This window comes from Cognatazoarcus halotolerans (assembly GCF_009800965.1).
In the GTDB taxonomy this organism is placed as follows: domain Bacteria; phylum Pseudomonadota; class Gammaproteobacteria; order Burkholderiales; family Rhodocyclaceae; genus Cognatazoarcus; species Cognatazoarcus halotolerans.
Genome location: NZ_WUAF01000005.1, coordinates 150,953 through 165,942, shown reverse-complemented (window position 1 = coordinate 165,942; position 14,990 = coordinate 150,953). Strand labels below are relative to the sequence as shown.

General features: G+C 62.1%; 15 protein-coding genes. 7 read left to right on the top strand and 8 right to left on the bottom strand.

The features are described from left to right. Positions 1 to 3: 3 nt before the first annotated feature. The 4 genes from GQB03_RS08590 to GQB03_RS08575 all read right to left on the bottom strand — a co-directional run bounded on the left by GQB03_RS08590 (position 4) and on the right by GQB03_RS08575 (position 3,260). Positions 4 to 1,152: a cysteine desulfurase family protein gene (locus GQB03_RS08590; RefSeq protein WP_159687466.1), complete on the bottom strand. Its 1,149-nt coding sequence runs from the start codon at positions 1,150 to 1,152 to the stop codon at positions 4 to 6. A gap of 13 nt (positions 1,153 to 1,165) precedes the next feature. Further along, positions 1,166 to 1,648, bottom strand: a complete 483-nt coding sequence (iscR, locus tag GQB03_RS08585) for a Fe-S cluster assembly transcriptional regulator IscR (protein WP_159687463.1) — start codon at positions 1,646 to 1,648, stop codon at positions 1,166 to 1,168. Between the two features lie 68 nt (positions 1,649 to 1,716). After that, positions 1,717 to 2,472 (bottom strand): serine O-acetyltransferase, encoded by a 756-nt coding sequence (cysE, locus tag GQB03_RS08580; protein ID WP_159687460.1) that lies wholly within the window; start codon positions 2,470 to 2,472, stop codon positions 1,717 to 1,719. A gap of 59 nt (positions 2,473 to 2,531) precedes the next feature. Continuing rightward, a complete protein-coding gene (locus tag GQB03_RS08575) occupies positions 2,532 to 3,260 on the bottom strand; it encodes an RNA methyltransferase (RefSeq protein WP_159687455.1) in 729 nt (242 codons plus the stop codon). A gap of 69 nt (positions 3,261 to 3,329) precedes the next feature. Here GQB03_RS08575 and GQB03_RS08570 point away from each other — a divergent pair, with 69 nt between their 5' ends. From GQB03_RS08570 to GQB03_RS08550, 5 genes are read left to right on the top strand one after another with little or no spacing between them, the layout of a single operon-like run. Continuing rightward, positions 3,330 to 4,130, top strand: a complete 801-nt coding sequence (locus GQB03_RS08570) for an inositol monophosphatase family protein (protein WP_159687450.1) — start codon at positions 3,330 to 3,332, stop codon at positions 4,128 to 4,130. A 49-nt stretch (positions 4,131 to 4,179) separates the two neighbouring features. Beyond that, positions 4,180 to 6,756, top strand: a complete 2,577-nt coding sequence (gene mutS / locus GQB03_RS08565) for a DNA mismatch repair protein MutS (RefSeq protein WP_235026991.1) — start codon at positions 4,180 to 4,182, stop codon at positions 6,754 to 6,756. Beyond that, positions 6,753 to 7,736 carry a metallophosphoesterase gene (locus tag GQB03_RS08560; RefSeq protein WP_159687443.1) on the top strand — a complete coding sequence of 328 codons (984 nt, stop codon included), beginning with the start codon at positions 6,753 to 6,755 and terminating at the stop codon, positions 7,734 to 7,736. The genes mutS and GQB03_RS08560 overlap by 4 nt, the downstream gene beginning before the upstream one ends. After that, on the top strand, positions 7,733 to 8,485 hold the full coding sequence (locus tag GQB03_RS08555; RefSeq protein ID WP_159687441.1) for a fused MFS/spermidine synthase: 753 nt from the start codon (positions 7,733 to 7,735) through the stop codon (positions 8,483 to 8,485). Before GQB03_RS08560 ends, GQB03_RS08555 begins: the two co-directional genes overlap by 4 nt. Then, positions 8,482 to 9,591 (top strand): NAD(P)/FAD-dependent oxidoreductase, encoded by a 1,110-nt coding sequence (locus GQB03_RS08550; RefSeq protein WP_159687438.1) that lies wholly within the window; start codon positions 8,482 to 8,484, stop codon positions 9,589 to 9,591. The genes GQB03_RS08555 and GQB03_RS08550 overlap by 4 nt, the downstream gene beginning before the upstream one ends. Before the next feature lie 4 nt (positions 9,592 to 9,595). On the opposite strand, the gene dnaQ is transcribed toward GQB03_RS08550, so the two are convergent. The 3 genes from dnaQ to GQB03_RS08535 are packed head-to-tail and all read right to left on the bottom strand — an operon-like array spanning position 9,596 to position 11,530. Beyond that, on the bottom strand, positions 9,596 to 10,318 hold the full coding sequence (gene dnaQ / locus GQB03_RS08545) for a DNA polymerase III subunit epsilon (protein WP_159687750.1): 723 nt from the start codon (positions 10,316 to 10,318) through the stop codon (positions 9,596 to 9,598). A gap of 14 nt (positions 10,319 to 10,332) precedes the next feature. Continuing rightward, positions 10,333 to 10,800 carry a ribonuclease HI gene (gene rnhA, locus GQB03_RS08540; protein WP_200832155.1) on the bottom strand — a complete coding sequence of 156 codons (468 nt, stop codon included), beginning with the start codon at positions 10,798 to 10,800 and terminating at the stop codon, positions 10,333 to 10,335. Then, positions 10,793 to 11,530: a class I SAM-dependent methyltransferase gene (locus GQB03_RS08535; RefSeq protein WP_159687435.1), complete on the bottom strand. Its 738-nt coding sequence runs from the start codon at positions 11,528 to 11,530 to the stop codon at positions 10,793 to 10,795. The genes rnhA and GQB03_RS08535 overlap by 8 nt, the downstream gene beginning before the upstream one ends. 28 nt (positions 11,531 to 11,558) lie before the next feature. Between GQB03_RS08535 and gloB the strand changes: the two genes are divergently transcribed. Continuing rightward, positions 11,559 to 12,320 carry a hydroxyacylglutathione hydrolase gene (gene gloB / locus GQB03_RS08530; protein WP_159687433.1) on the top strand — a complete coding sequence of 254 codons (762 nt, stop codon included), beginning with the start codon at positions 11,559 to 11,561 and terminating at the stop codon, positions 12,318 to 12,320. Here the strand turns inward: gloB and GQB03_RS08525 are convergent. Next, a complete protein-coding gene (locus tag GQB03_RS08525; protein WP_159687430.1) occupies positions 12,317 to 13,294 on the bottom strand; it encodes a GGDEF domain-containing response regulator in 978 nt (325 codons plus the stop codon). The genes gloB and GQB03_RS08525 overlap by 4 nt on opposite strands. A 215-nt stretch (positions 13,295 to 13,509) precedes the next feature. Here GQB03_RS08525 and GQB03_RS08520 point away from each other — a divergent pair, with 215 nt between their 5' ends. After that, positions 13,510 to 14,985: a transglycosylase SLT domain-containing protein gene (locus GQB03_RS08520; protein WP_159687428.1), complete on the top strand. Its 1,476-nt coding sequence runs from the start codon at positions 13,510 to 13,512 to the stop codon at positions 14,983 to 14,985. The last annotated feature ends 5 nt before the right edge of the window (positions 14,986 to 14,990 follow it).

Genomic DNA, 14,990 nt, shown 5'->3' with positions numbered 1-14,990 from the left:
TCGTCAGGCCGATACGGCCGCAAGCTTTCCCAGTTGATCGACGATACGGCCAAACGCGGTCAGAAAGTCATCAACCTCTTGTTCGGTATTGGCGCGTCCGATACTCACCCGTATCGCACTGCGTGCGGTTCTTTCATCGACACCTATTGCGACGAGCGTCCGCGATGGTTCCGGATTCGCACTCGAGCAGGCCGATCCGCTCGCCACCGCGAAACCTGCGCGATCAAGCTTGCCGACAAGAGTCTCACCGTCGATTCCCGGAACCGAAAAGAAACTGGTACCCGGGAGCCGCTCAGCACCCGCCGAGAAAAACCTCACTCCGCAGCCGGCGAGGCCAGCCTCGAGCCTCGTCCGCAACATCGAAATACGCCGGGCGTCATCCGACATTCTTTGAACTGCGAGTTCACAGGCACGCCCGAAGCCCACGATGGCGGCCACGTTTTCCGTCCCCGAGCGCAGGCCACGCTCCTGCCCCCCACCGGCAATCAGCGGCTCGAGTTCCACCCGCTTGTCGACGATCAGCGCTCCCGCGCCGATCGGACCGTGAATCTTGTGCGACGAGAGCGTCATTGCATTGACCCCGAGGGCCCTGAAATCAACGCCAATCTTGCCGAAGGCCTGAACCGCGTCGGTGTGCAGCCACGCCCCCGCTCGCCTGAGCAGCGGCGCAAGCGCAGCCACCTGCTGTATCACGCCACTTTCGTTGTTTGCCAGCATCACTGACGCGAAGGCGGGCCGATCAGCGACGCAGCGCTCGAACGATGCCACGTCCAGCACTCCCTCCGAATCGACATCCAGCACCCTGACCTCCCAACCCAGCCTACGCAACTGCACGGCAGGCGCACGCACGCAGGGATGCTCGATGGCACTGATTCCGACCAATCCCGGCCGCCTTGCCGCCGCGGCCCCCTTGACGAAGAGATTGTTCGCTTCCGATCCGCCGCCAGTAAATACGACCTCGGTAGGATGCGCGTTGACCGCCTCGGCAACACGCTGTCGTGCCTCGTCTATCGCCTGACGCGACAGTCGCCCATACTCGTGTCGGCTTGATGCATTGCCGAACCGCTCATTAAGGAACGGTAGCATGGCCTCGATCACCAGCGGATCAGGCCGCGTGGTCGCATTATTGTCGAGATAAACCGGCGCAAACATCGAACCCGTTCCGTCAGGCAGTTACGGCTGGCCGCCCGTCGCCCACCACCATCGAGCCCCTGCGATCGATCACCACGTGCTCGTCGCTTTTCTGTTCCTGCTGCTTCACCAGATCGCCCAAACTCACGGAGTGCAGATACTCATACATCTTGTTGTTGAGATTGGTCCACAGATCGTGCGTCATGCAACGATGCTTGTCATGGCAATTCTGCTTGCCACCGCATTGGGTTGCATCAAGAGGTTCGTCGACCGCAACGATTATGTCCGCCACGGTGACCTCCTGGAGAGGCTTGGCAAGACAGTATCCGCCCCCCGGCCCACGTACGCTCGACACCAGTTCATGCCGGCGCAGCTTTCCGAAGAGCTGCTCCAGATAGGATAGCGAAATGTGTTGCCGTTCAGCGATTCCAGCCAATGTCACCGGACCATCGCCTGCATGCATTGCAAGATCGATCATCGCGGTAACCGCAAATCGTCCCTTGGTCGTCAATCGCATCTGGGCCCCCGTCGAATACCCTATCAATTCGCTCAACTATACAGAACCCGACAAAAACGATCAACTATTCAATCAACCAACTTGCTGAGCTTCTGCGGATCGAACTTTGCATCTTCGTGAGGTATCTCTTCGATCTTGATCCCCGCCGCCTCCAGACGATTAACAAGAATTTCAAGGCGGTTGTCAGTATCGACGGCATGATCGAGCAGCGCATGCAAGGTCTTGGCCAGCGGATCGTCGTTATCGCGCGTAACACCGTAGGCGGAAAAGCCCATCTGCTCGGCTTTTTGCTGGCGTGCATCATCGCGGCCGCTCTCAAGGATCCTCGCCGGATTTCCCACCGCAGTGGCCCCGGCCGGGACAGGTTTCACCACTACGGCATTCGATCCGACCTTGGCGCCATCGCCGACCTCAAAGCCGCCGAGCACCTGTGCCCCGGCACCGATGACCACCCCTTTCCCAAGCGTTGGATGGCGTTTGGTTCCCCGGTAAAGCGAAGTCCCGCCAAGCGTTACGCCCTGATAAATCGTGCAGTCGTCCCCGATTTCGGCGGTTTCTCCGATCACGACGCCCATTCCATGATCTATGAATACACGTCTGCCGATCGTTGCTCCGGGATGAATTTCGATACCGGTAAGGAATCGGCCGAGATGGCTCAGAAACCGGCCAAGCCAGTGAAAGCCATTCCGCCAGGCGCAGTGCGCCAGTCGATGAATCAGCAGGGCATGCACCCCGGGGTAGCAGGTCAACACCTCAAGCGAGGAACGCGCAGCAGGATCACGCTCGAGAACACTTGCCATGTCTTCACGCAGGCGGTCGAACATCTTTTCTCCGAAGAATCGGTCTCTGCCCTGGGCCACATCACCAGGCAATTCCGACTATTTTAATCAGGTTTTTGCTCCACTGCCGAGAGGAAACCCCGCAGGATGCCGACCTCTTCCTTCTCCAGTCGGATTCGTCCGAAAAGTCGTCGAACGCGCTGTAGCAGACGCTTCGGATTTTGCGGATCGAAGAAACCCGTACTGGCCATGACGGTCTCGAGATGCTCGTGAAAGCGCTCGACTTCTTCAAAGCTTGCGGGCAGTGCCTCCGGAGCGTCGATCCGCTGTCCCGATTCACACCGCATGCGCAGCTCGTAGCACAGGATCTGCACAGCCGCTGCGAGATTGAGGGACGAATATTCAGGATTCGTCGGAATCATGACCGGCATCTGACAAAGCGCGACATCGTCGTTTGACAGACCACTCGTTTCATTGCCGAAAACCAGCGCCACGTCGCCATGCTGAGCATACGAGGCGACCACGTCCGCAGCATCCCTCGCGGTCGCCATGGGGAGCGCGAGTTCGCGTCGACGCGCCGTCAGCGCTGCCGCAAAGATTGTCCCCGACAGCGCTTCGCGCAACGAACCTACGACGACCGCCCGCTCGAGAACATCGCCCGCGCCAGAAGCACGCGCATCGGCCACCGGATCTGGAAAATGTCGTGGATCGACGAGCACCAACTGCCCGAGTCCCATGGTCTTCATCGCCCGCGCGGCGGCGCCGATATTGCCCGGATGGCTGGTGCGTGACAGGACGATCCTTATTCGGTCGAGCGTTGGCGCCTTGTTCATATTAAAATGCCGAGTTCTACGTATTCTTCGGGCAGTCGTCCGTACTGCCCCTATCCGAGATCGAAATCAATGCATCCGACGCTCAATATCGCCATCAAGGCCGCTCGCCGGGCCGCCAACATCATCAACCGGGCGTCGCTCGAACTCGATCTCATCAGGGTCGAGACCAAGAGCCCCAACGATTTTGTCACCGAGGTAGACCGGGCTGCGGAAGCGGCAATCTGCGAGGTACTGCGGGAAGCCTATCCGGGGCACGGGATTCTAGCAGAAGAGAGCGGCGAAACCGGCCCGGAGAGCGAGTATCAATGGATCATCGACCCGCTCGACGGTACCACCAACTTCATTCATGGGTTTCCCCAGTACGCGGTTTCGATCGCCCTCGCAAAGGGCGGTGTCGTCGAGCAGGCGGTAGTCTATGACGTCGTCCGAAACGAGCTGTTCACCGCCAGCAAGGGCCGCGGCGCCTTCCTCAACGACCGACGCATCCGCGTTTCGCGCCGCACCCGTCTCAACGAGGCGTTGCTTGGCACTGGCTTCCCGTTCCGCCAGATGGACAACGTCGAAGCCTACATCGGCATGTTCCGCGAGTTGACCCAGAAGACCGCAGGCATTCGCCGTCCCGGTTCGGCCGCGCTCGATCTGGCCTATCTCGCCGCCGGACGGTATGACGCCTTCTGGGAGCTGGGTCTCGCACCGTGGGATATCGCGGCCGGAACGCTGCTGGTCACCGAGGCAGGCGGACTGGTATCCGATCTTGCCGGCGAATCCGACTTCCTCACCACCGGAAACCTCGTCGCGGGCACACCCAAGATCTTCACTCAGGTCCTGCCGGTCATCCGCAGCCACCTCCCCGCGAGCATCCCGGCCTGATCGGCTTGAAACCCGGGCAGCAAGGCTGTCCCCAAGAACCCAGCAGCCGATGAGTCTCGCCGCGCACGAACTTGAAAAGCACACGCCCATGATGCAGCAGTATCTGGGCATCAAGGCCGACTATCCCGACCTGCTGCTGTTCTACAGGATGGGCGATTTCTACGAGCTGTTCTTCGAGGACGCCGAGCGCGCTGCGCGCCTGCTCGACATCACCCTCACCACGCGAGGGCAGTCCGCCGGTCAGCCGATCAAGATGGCCGGCGTGCCTTTCCATGCGGTCGAGCAGTATCTCGCGCGTCTCGTGAAAATGGGCGAGTCGGTGGTGATTGCGGAGCAGGTCGGCGATCCGGCAACGAGCAAGGGGCCTGTCGAGCGAGCAGTCAGTCGCATCGTCACGCCGGGAACCCTGACCGACAGCGCGCTCCTCGATGAGCGACGCGACGCGCTGCTGCTCGCCGCCAATCTGCATCGTGGCGTGCTGGGTCTTGCCTGGCTCAATCTTGCCAACGGTGACCTGCGCCTGATGGAAACCCAGCCGGAGCAGCTCGCCAGCCAGTTCGAGCGACTGCGCCCGGCCGAGGTGCTCCTGCCCGAAAGCCTCAAGGTGCCACTGCTCGACCAACTCGCCCGCGGCGCACGACGCCTGGCGGACTGGCAGTTCGACGCGGACAACGGAGAGAAGCTCCTCACCAGCCACCTCTCCACTCGCGATCTCGCCGGGTTCGGTGTCGAGGGCATGCCGGTTGCGCTCTCGGCCGCCGCCGCACTCTACGACTACGCCAGCTCCACCCAGCGCCAGAGCCTCGCTCACATCACCTCGATCCGGGTCGAGCGAGAGGAACAGTTCGTCAGGCTCGATGCCGCCACCCGCCGCAACCTCGAGCTCTCGGAGACGCTGCGTGGAGAGCCCTCGCCCACCCTCTTCTCACTGCTCGACCGTTGTGCGACCAGCATGGGTTCGCGCTGGCTGCGGCATGCACTGCATCATCCGCTGCGTGACCGACAGGCAGCCGCGGCCCGCCATGGCGTGATCGCCGAACTCATCGGCGCCGCCGGTGACGGTGCGGGCGAATCGCTACAGCGCGCCATGCGAGGCATTGCCGACGTCGAGCGCATCAGTGCCCGCGTGGCGCTGCGCAACGCGCGACCGCGCGACCTCTCGGCCTTGCGTGACAGCCTCATACGGCTGCCCGAACTCCGCGCCCTCGTCGATGCGCCGGCCAGTCCGCTGCTCGTGGAACTGCTCGGCGCGCTCGAGGTGCCTGACGAGCTCATCGAGCTGCTCGTCGCCGCAGTGGCCGAAGAGCCCGCCAACGCGGTGCGTGATGGGGGTGTGATTGCCGATGGCTTCGATGTGGAGCTCGACGAGCTCCGTGGCATCCAGCGCAACTGCGGTGCCTTCCTGCTCGAGCTCGAGACCCGCGAACGCGAGCGCAGCGGCATCGCCAATCTCAAGGTCGAGTTCAACAAGGTGCATGGCTTCTATATCGAGGTCAGCATCGCCAACAGCGCGCGCGTGCCGGACGATTACCGCCGGCGGCAGACCCTCAAGAACGCAGAGCGTTATATCACCCCCGAACTCAAGGCCTTTGAAGACAAGGCCTTGTCGGCGCAGGAGCGCTCGCTGGCACGCGAAAAGCTCCTCTTCGAAGTGCTGCTGGAGCGCCTTGGCGAACATATCCCGACGCTGCAAAGCGTCGCCCGCGCGCTCGCCCAACTCGATGCACTCGCAGCGCTGGCCGACGTCGCCCTGCGCTTCAACTATTGCCAACCGAGTTTCTCGGACCAGCCGGGCATGGAGATCCTCCGTGGGCGACACCCGGTGGTCGAACGGCAGGTCGAGGACTTCATCGCCAACGATTGCATCCTCGGACCGACCCGCCGCATGCTGCTGATCACCGGCCCGAACATGGGCGGGAAATCGACCTTTATGCGGCAAATTGCGCTGATCGCACTGCTCGCGCACGCCGGCAGCTTCGTGCCCGCCGACGCCGCCCGGATGGGACCAATGGATGCCATATTCACCCGCATCGGCGCTTCCGACGATCTCGCCTCGGGCCGTTCGACTTTCATGGTCGAGATGACCGAGGCCGCGGCCATCCTGCATGGTGCGACGCCGGACAGTCTGGTACTGATGGACGAAATCGGTCGCGGCACGTCCACCTTCGACGGCCTTGCACTGGCCTTCGCGATCGCGAGGCAGCTTCTCGAGAAAAATCGCTGTCACACCCTCTTCGCCACCCACTACTTCGAGCTCACGCGCTTGAACGTGGACTACCCGGAGTGCGCGAACGTGCATCTCGATGCGGTCGAGCACGGTCATCGAATCGTTTTCCTGCACGCGGTCGAAGACGGGCCGGCAAGCCAGAGCTACGGCATCGAGGTGGCGGCGCTCGCTGGCATCCCCGCGAACGTCGTGCGCGACGCCAAGCGCCGCTTACGCGCGCTCGAGGACCGCGAAGTGAATGCTGGCCCTCAGGCCGACTTCTTCGTCGGGCTGCCCGAGGAAGAGACCGAGCTTCCACCGCATCCCGCGGTATCGGCGCTGCGCGCGATCGATCCGGATGCCCTGAGCCCGCGAGAAGCGCTCGAACAGCTCTACGCGCTAAAACGTCTCCAGGGATGAAGCGCCGCCGACTCCTCGGGCTGCTGGCTGCGCTTGCGCTTGCGCCCGCCGCTGCAGCCCAGACCGAGCCGTACGATTTCGCGATCATCGGCGATCTCCCCTACGACGCATTCGAGCGTGAACACCTTCCCGGGCTACTCGACGAGATCCACGAGGCCGGCAATCGATTCGTCGTTCATGTAGGTGACATCAAGCAAGGCAGCGCGCCCTGTACAGATCAGGCCCTCGGCAACGCCTTCGATCTGCTCGCGGCTTCACCGCTTCCGCTCATATATCTGCCGGGCGACAACGACTGGGCCGACTGCCGCCGCAAGGCAGCCGGCGCTTACCGGCCGCTGGAGCGCCTCGAACATCTGCGCAAGCTTTTCTTCGCCACGTCGACTTCGCTTGGGTCCGAACCGCTCCCGCTGGCGCGCCAGAGCAACGCGGGCTTTGGCGACTTTGTCGAAAACCAACGCTGGCGGCTCGGACCGGCGCTGTTCGTGACGCTGCACATCATCGGCGGTGACAACGACCGCCTACACTCCAGGGGGACTGCAGCTGGCGCCGCATACCGCGCACGTGCAGAGGCAAACCAGGCCTGGCTGGCTCAGGCCTTCGAGCAGGCGCGCGCAGAGCGGCTCGGTGTCGTCTTCGTCTTCATCCACGGCAATCCGCGGCTCGAAGCATTTCGCGACGGTGACGTCGAAAACGGCTACACGCGTTTCCTGCGACAGCTCGATGCGGAATCCGGCCGCTTCGATGGGCGCACCGTGCTGGTTCACGGCGACACTCACGCCCAACGCATCGATCTGCCGCCATCGACGCCCCGCCCCTCTTCACGCCTCGGCCGCCTGACCCGCATCGAAAGCTACGGCCACCCCTTCATCGGCTGGGTGCAGGTATCGGTCGGCAATGGGGCCGGCGATGCCCACGCTCCGGCACTGGGCTTCAAGGCACATGCCTACGCCCCGAACGCCTTGCGGACCATCTTTCCATGAGCAGCATCGACATCAGTGAAAAGTCCGGGGTCCGTTACCTGCACTTCGGCTCGGAATGGGTACAGGGCGCCATGCGGATCCGCCAACCCTATGCGCTGGAACTCGCCTACACGCGCGAAATGATGTCGGCCCTGCTCTTTCACGACAGCGAAACCTGGCCGCGATCAGTCCTGCTCGTCGGCTTGGGTGCCGGATCGCTGACCAAGTTCGTGCACCGCAATCTGCCGAAGAGCCGAAGCGTAGTGGTCGAAATCGACCCCAAGGTGCTCGCTGCGGCGAGCCAGTTCTTCCGACTCCCGGCGGAAGACGAACGCCTGCGGATCGTGATTGCCGATGCGACCGACTACATCGTCGAGGGCACACGCAACTTTGACCTCATCCTGCTCGACGGCTACGACGAACATGCTCGCGCGGGCCCGCTCGACACCCTGCCCTTCTACCAGGCATGCTGGTCACGTCTAAGTGCGCGGGGGCTTTTGAGTGTCAATCTGTTCGGTCGTAGCCGCGGTTTCGACGCCAGTTTCGAGCGCATCTCGAAAGCATTCGAAGGCCGTGCGCTCGCCTTTCCATCGTGCGACAGCGGCAACGTGGTCGCATTCGCCGCCAAAGGCGAATCCATCGAGCTCAGCCTCGAGATCCTGCGCCAGCGTGCTGCCGATCTGTGCGAGCGCACCGGTCTCGATCTGCACAGCACGCTTTCACGGGTGGAACAGGCAGGCACACTGAATCGGAACGTATTGATGCTATGAGCACGGAAACCGTCGATTGCGTGGTGATCGGCGCCGGCGTCGTGGGACTCGCATGCGCTGCACAGTTGGCCGATCAAGGCCGCGAAGTGCTGATCCTCGAAGAGGCGGACCGCTTCGGCGAGGGCGTCAGCAGTCGCAACAGCGAAGTCATCCACGCCGGACTCTATTACCCGCCTGGCTCACTCAAGGCCCGCCTGTGCCTGCGCGGCAAGGAACTGCTCTACCGATACTGCTCGGCGCGTGCGGTGCCGCACAGTCGTTGCGGCAAGCTCATCATCGCCAGCAGCCTCGCCGAGGCGGCGCAGCTTCGCGCGATCGAGGGCAATGCTCGAAGCTGCGGGCTCGACGTGCTCGAACAGCTCGACGCCGAAGCGCTTGCCACGCTCGAACCCGCGCTTCGCGGTGTAGCGGCGCTGCATTCGCCGTCGACCGGCATCGTCGACAGTCATGGCCTGATGCTCGCGTTGCTCGCCGATGCCGAAGCGGCCGGCGCCCTCCTGGCCCTGCGAACGCCGGTGATCGGCGGCAGCATCGAAGGCGCACTCCTGCACCTGGAACTGGGCGGGGCGGAGCCTTGCGCAATCAGGGCGAGGACAGTGATCAATGCAGCGGGGCTGGGTGCGGTGGCACTTGCCGGGCGCATGCGTGGTTTTCCGGCTTCGGCGCTGCCTCGCGCATATTTCGCGAAGGGCAGTTACTTCGTTCTCCAGGGCCGGGCGCCATTTTCGCACCTGGTCTACCCGCTGCCTGAACCCGGCGGACTTGGCGTTCACCTGACCCTCGATCTCGCCGGCCAGGCACGCTTCGGTCCCGACGTCGAATGGGTCACAGAGCCGGGCTATCAGGTAAGCGAAGCACGCATCGCCGCCTTCGAGACCTCCATCCGTCGCTACTGGCCGGAGCTGCCTGAGGGACGCCTCTCACCCGGCTACGCGGGCGTCAGACCGAAGATAAGCGGCCCGGGCGAGGCCGCAGCGGACTTTCGCATCGACGGCCCCGAGGTCCATGGCATTGAAGGCTGGATCAACCTGCTCGGTATCGAATCACCGGGGCTCACCGCCTCGCTTGCCATCGCCGAGGAAATCGCCCATCGTCTCGCACGCTGAGGCCTCACCGGGCTTCGGCGGGCTCCGGTGGCAACCACAGGCAGTTTCCCTTCGATGCCTTCGCGATCTCCTCGAGCACGTCGGCGTGCCCGGCCAGCTCCGCTTCACTTGCACGAATGACGCGCAGCGCCGGCCGCTCGACGAACTCGGAGCCCTCGCCCTCGTCGCCTGCCTCTACCGGCTCGTCGTCGAGTGCCATCATGAGGCTCTCCTGACCACGGGTCATTGCCAGGTAGACGTCCGCAAGCAGTTCGGCGTCGAGCAAGGCACCGTGCAGGGTACGGTGCTTGTTGTTGATCTCGTAACGGTCGCACAGCGCATCGAGCGATGCTTTCTTGCCGGGGTTCTGCTCCTTGGCCATGCGCAGGGTATCGATGACACCTTCGCAGAGCACGCTGATCGGCTGACGCCCGATCAACGAAAGTTCATTGTTGAGAAAGCCGACGTCGAAGTTCGCGTTGTGGATCACCAGTTCGGCCCCGCGCACGAAATCCTCGAACTCGTCGGCCACCTCGCGAAAACGCGGCTTGTCGGCGAGAAACTCGTTGGTGATGCCGTGCACCGCCATGGCGCCCGGATCGACCTCACGCTCAGGGTTGATGAAGACGTGGTAATGCCGCCCGGTGAGGCCGCGATTGAGCAATTCGACACAGCCAATCTCGATGACCCGGTCTCCCGTTCGCCATTCGAGCCCGGTGGTCTCGGTATCGAGCACGATCTGTCGCATCTCCGACATATTCTTCAGGCCTCCACAGTCTTTCCGGCGCTGCGGGCCGCATCAACGCCGCGGCGCGCCAGCTCGTCGGCACGCTCGTTCTCGGGATGACCGGCATGTCCCTTGACCCAGAGCCATTCGATCTGGTGCGACTGCACTACGTTGTCGAGCGCCTTCCAGAGATCGGCGTTCTTGACCGGCGTCTTGCCGGCAGTCATCCAGCCGCGCGCCTTCCAGCCCTTGATCCACTCCGAAATGCCTTTCTGCACATACTGGCTATCGGTGAACACCCGCACCCGCACCGGTCTCTTGAGCAGCGACAACGCCTTGATGACGGCCATCATTTCCATGCGGTTGTTGGTGGTAGAAGGTTCCCCACCCCAGATTTCCTTCTCTTGACCGCCTGAACGCAGGATCGCACCCCATCCGCCCGGCCCGGGGTTTCCGCTGCACGCCCCGTCGGTATAGATATCCACACTTTGCTGCTCACTCACGCTTTCCACTTTCCTTATGATGTTTCTGTACAACCGGTGACAAGGCCTTCGCCGTGGCGCGCCGGTCCCGCCAGTTCGGGGTGATGAGCCGCATTCCCTGCACCCGTTTTACTGCCTGAATCACGTAAGCACCGCCGGCAAAGGGCCACCAGCGTGCCCCTGCCCTGTCCACGAAAGCAAAGCGGCGCAACCATTTTTCATCCTTCATCGGCGGCGCGTGGCAACCGAAAACCCCCGCCTGTATTTCCATTCCGAGCAGCGCGAGCCAATCCTTGAGCCGCCTGACCGACAGATATTGGCCCTTCCACGGCAGGTCGCCGCCCTTTCTGGCCGCGTACCTGCGCAGACCCCACAAGCTGAAAGGATTCAAACCGGACACGACGACACTGCCTTCGGGCATCAACACCCGTTCCACTTCACGGAGGACCTGGTGCGGGTGCGGCGAGAACTCCAGCACATGCGGTAACACCACAAGGTCGATACTTGCCGTCGCGAACGGTAGCGCCCATGCGTCACAGAAGAGACCGACGTTCGCCGAGCCGGGCAGATCGCAACGGATGCGCGATGGCATCCGGTTGTTACGCAGAAAATCAAAATCCGACAGCCCGACCTGCACCGCGTTGAATCCGAAGATGTCGGAAACAACGAGGTCCATCCGGGCACATTCCCACTCAAACAGGTACCGGCCTGATGGACTTTGCAGCCACGCTTCGATCCCGGGCATTGACATCAAACTCAGATCGTCGAGAATTCCAAGGATGCAGATTATCCCCCTTCCCGCCTTTTCCGATAACTACATCTGGCTCATTCGTGAAGGTCGCCACGCAGTTGTCGTCGACCCGGGCGATGCGGCACCGGTCCTGGACTACCTCGAGCGTAACCGACTCGAGCTGGCCGCCATACTTGTCACTCACCATCACGCCGATCACGTCGGCGGCCTCGATACCCTCGTCTCAGGCCGCGAACTCCCGGTGTATGGTCCGCGCCGCGAAGCCATCCCCGGTGTCAATTTTCCGCTCGACGACCACGATCGCATCAGCGTGCCGGAGATTGGGCTGGAGTTCGAAATAATCGACGTTCCCGGCCATACACGCGGTCACATCGCCTACTACACTCGCGACCACCTGTTCTGTGGCGACACTCTTTTCTGCGCAGGCTGCGGACGGATCTTCGAAGGCACGCCAGATCAACTCAATGCCTCTCTCCAACGGCTCGCCGCACTTCCGACCGAAACACGGGTGTACTGCACGCACGAATATACGCTGTCGAATCTGCGCTTCGCGGCAGCAGCCGAACCGGACAACCCCCTGCGCGATGCTTTCTTGGCCGAATGCGAGCGCCTACGCGCAGATGGGAAACCAACGCTTCCCAGCACCATCGGACGGGAACTCGACATCAACCCGTTTCTCCGTTGCGACGAGCCGGGCGTCCGCAATTCCGCCATCAAGCAGGCTGGCCGGCCCCTGCCGGAACCAGCCGCCGTCTTCGCGGTGCTCAGGGAGTGGAAAAACCACTTCTAGTCAGCTTTGGAGGGAAGGGGCGCTGATCCAATTCCGGGCATCTTGATCGTCACCCGGTTTCTTCCACCCCTTTTTGCTTCGTAGAGTGCCTTGTCGGCAGCCTCGATCAACGCTTCGGGGCGACGTTCGCGATCGGGAACGAGGCTCGCGACACCGACGCTGACGGTCACGACACCCGGTACCGGTGCATGCCGATGAGTGATTCCCATTGCCTCCACCGCCCTGCGCATGCTTTCCGAAACTGCAGCCGCACCCTGGATATCGGTTTCCGGCAATACGACCACAAACTCCTCGCCCCCAAAGCGTGCGAGCAGATCCGAGGGCCGCTTGAGTTCACTCTGCATGCTTCGCGCCACAGCCTTGAGACACTCATCGCCCACTTGGTGACCGTAGCCATCATTGAACTGCTTGAAGTAATCGACATCTGCAACCAGAAGACTGAGCGGACGACCGGAGCGAATTCCCCTCCGCCATTCGCGCAGGAGGGTTTCGTCGAATTCGCGACGGTTGGCGATACCGGTCAAACCATCCACCGAGGACAACCGCCGCAACTCGCTATTGGCATCGTCAAGCTTGCGGGTAAGGACCAGCAACGAATAGCGCATCTGCGCAATACGCTGCATTGCCCTCACCTTTGCACCGAGAACAGCCTCGGAGACCGGCTTTGCCAGGTAATCATCACCACCGACTTCGATACCTCTTTGCAGATCCTCGTCCGACGTGCGAGCAGTCAAGAAAATGATCGGCGTCCATTCGCCGTCGCGCTCGAGCTGACGAATGCGTCGGGCCACTTCGAATCCATCCATGCCCGGCATGATGATGTCAAGGAGGATGAGATCCGGCCGGCTGGCCTTGAAGGCCTCAATGCCAAGGCTGCCGTCCTTGGCGTGCGTTGGCTCCAGACCCATCTTGCGCAATTGGTGGCATACAAGCGTGGCACTGGTGACGGTGTCTTCGATTACGAGCGCTTTCATGGTTCCGGATGTATGCGGGGGCGCACAGGCCCTTGATTCGGCAGTTCGGGAGAGTAACCCAAACTGTCGGCATATTTGGCACGAAGTCCGCACTTGCGTCGGACAAGTCGCGAATTTCGCCGCCATGGGGAAACCGACGTGCTCTACAAACTGCAGTCGTTTGACCGGTCTGCAGAGCCATCGATAGAATCCGTGGTTTAAGTCGGCGTGAATAAATGTCTGTAACGCAGCCTTGGCGGAAACTGTTCTATCTCGTGATCGGGCTGCTGCTTCCAGGATTGGTCGCGCACCCCGTCCGCGCCGAGGGATTGAACGCCTCGTTCGAGAGCGGAGCGGGTCTGACGGTTCCGTCCCCCGCTCAGCTCGATCTGCCCAACCCTCCTTCGCGAATCGCGACGGTAGACCTCACATACGATGCCATCGATGTGTGGGACCGTATTCGCCGTGGCTTCGGCATGCCGGATTTGAACTCGGAACTGGTCACTGAACAACAAGTCTTTTACCTGAACCGCCCGGCCTATCTGAAGCGGGTTTTCGAACGAGGGCGCCGGTATCTCTTCCATATCGTGAACGAGCTCGAGCGCCGTGGCATGCCGACCGAGCTCGCCCTCTTGCCGATGGTGGAAAGTGCCTTCAATCCAATGGCCTACTCCCGCGCACATGCGTCGGGACTCTGGCAATTCATCCCGTCGACCGGCAAGCATTTCAATCTGGAGCAGAACTGGTGGGTCGATGAACGGCGCGATGTCGTCGCGTCGACTGCAGCAGCCCTGGACTACCTGCAGACAATCTACGAAATGCATGGTGATTGGCAGCTCGCACTGGCTTCGTACAACTGGGGTGAAGGCTCGGTTGCACGGGCAATCGAAAAGAACCGTGCAGCCGGTTTGCCGACCGAATACGCCTATCTGCAAATGCCGGCCGAAACGCGCAACTATGTCCCCAAGCTTCAGGCACTCAAGAACATCGTCGCCCAACCCGAACTCTTCAACGTCACACTCCCCTACGTCGCCAACCGCCCCTACTTCGCTACAGTGGAAGGTCCTGCGGGGCTCGATCTTGCAACTGCAGCGAAGCTTGCGGAAACACCGCTCGACGAATTCGTCGCACTCAATCCGGGCTACAAGCGCCCGGTAATCCCTGCCGGCACACAGCCGCTGGTGCTTCCTGCGGAAAAGGCCGATGTATTCCGCAGCAACCTCGCGATGCAGGCCGACGACGCAGCAAAATGGCGCACCTACCACGTCGAGGCAAGTGATACCGTCGAACGGGTTGCCGAACGATTTGGCCTGAGCTCTGGCCAGCTGCGCGAAGTCAACGGACTGCCGGCGGGTGCCAGGCTGGTCGAGGGTCAGGCCGTCCTCGTGCCCGTCGCGGGCGATCCCGACGGGGCACTCGCTGCAGCGCGCCTGTTGCCCGATACGGCCTTGTCCAGTACGGCGGCCGCCCCGGCGCCGGTCATCAAGAAACGTGTTGTCGTGCGGGACAAGCACGGCCGCAAGAAGGTCATCTATACGACGGTCAAACCGTCGACCAAGGCATCCGCCAGAGCCCGCGATGCGCATGCCGGAAAATCCACCAAGGCAGGCAACCGCAAGGCTTCGAGTGGAGCAAAACCGAAAGCCAGGGTTAAATCTCCACAGAAGCAGAAAGCGGCCGCGAAGTCGAAGAGCAGCCCAAAAAAGCGATGAACTCG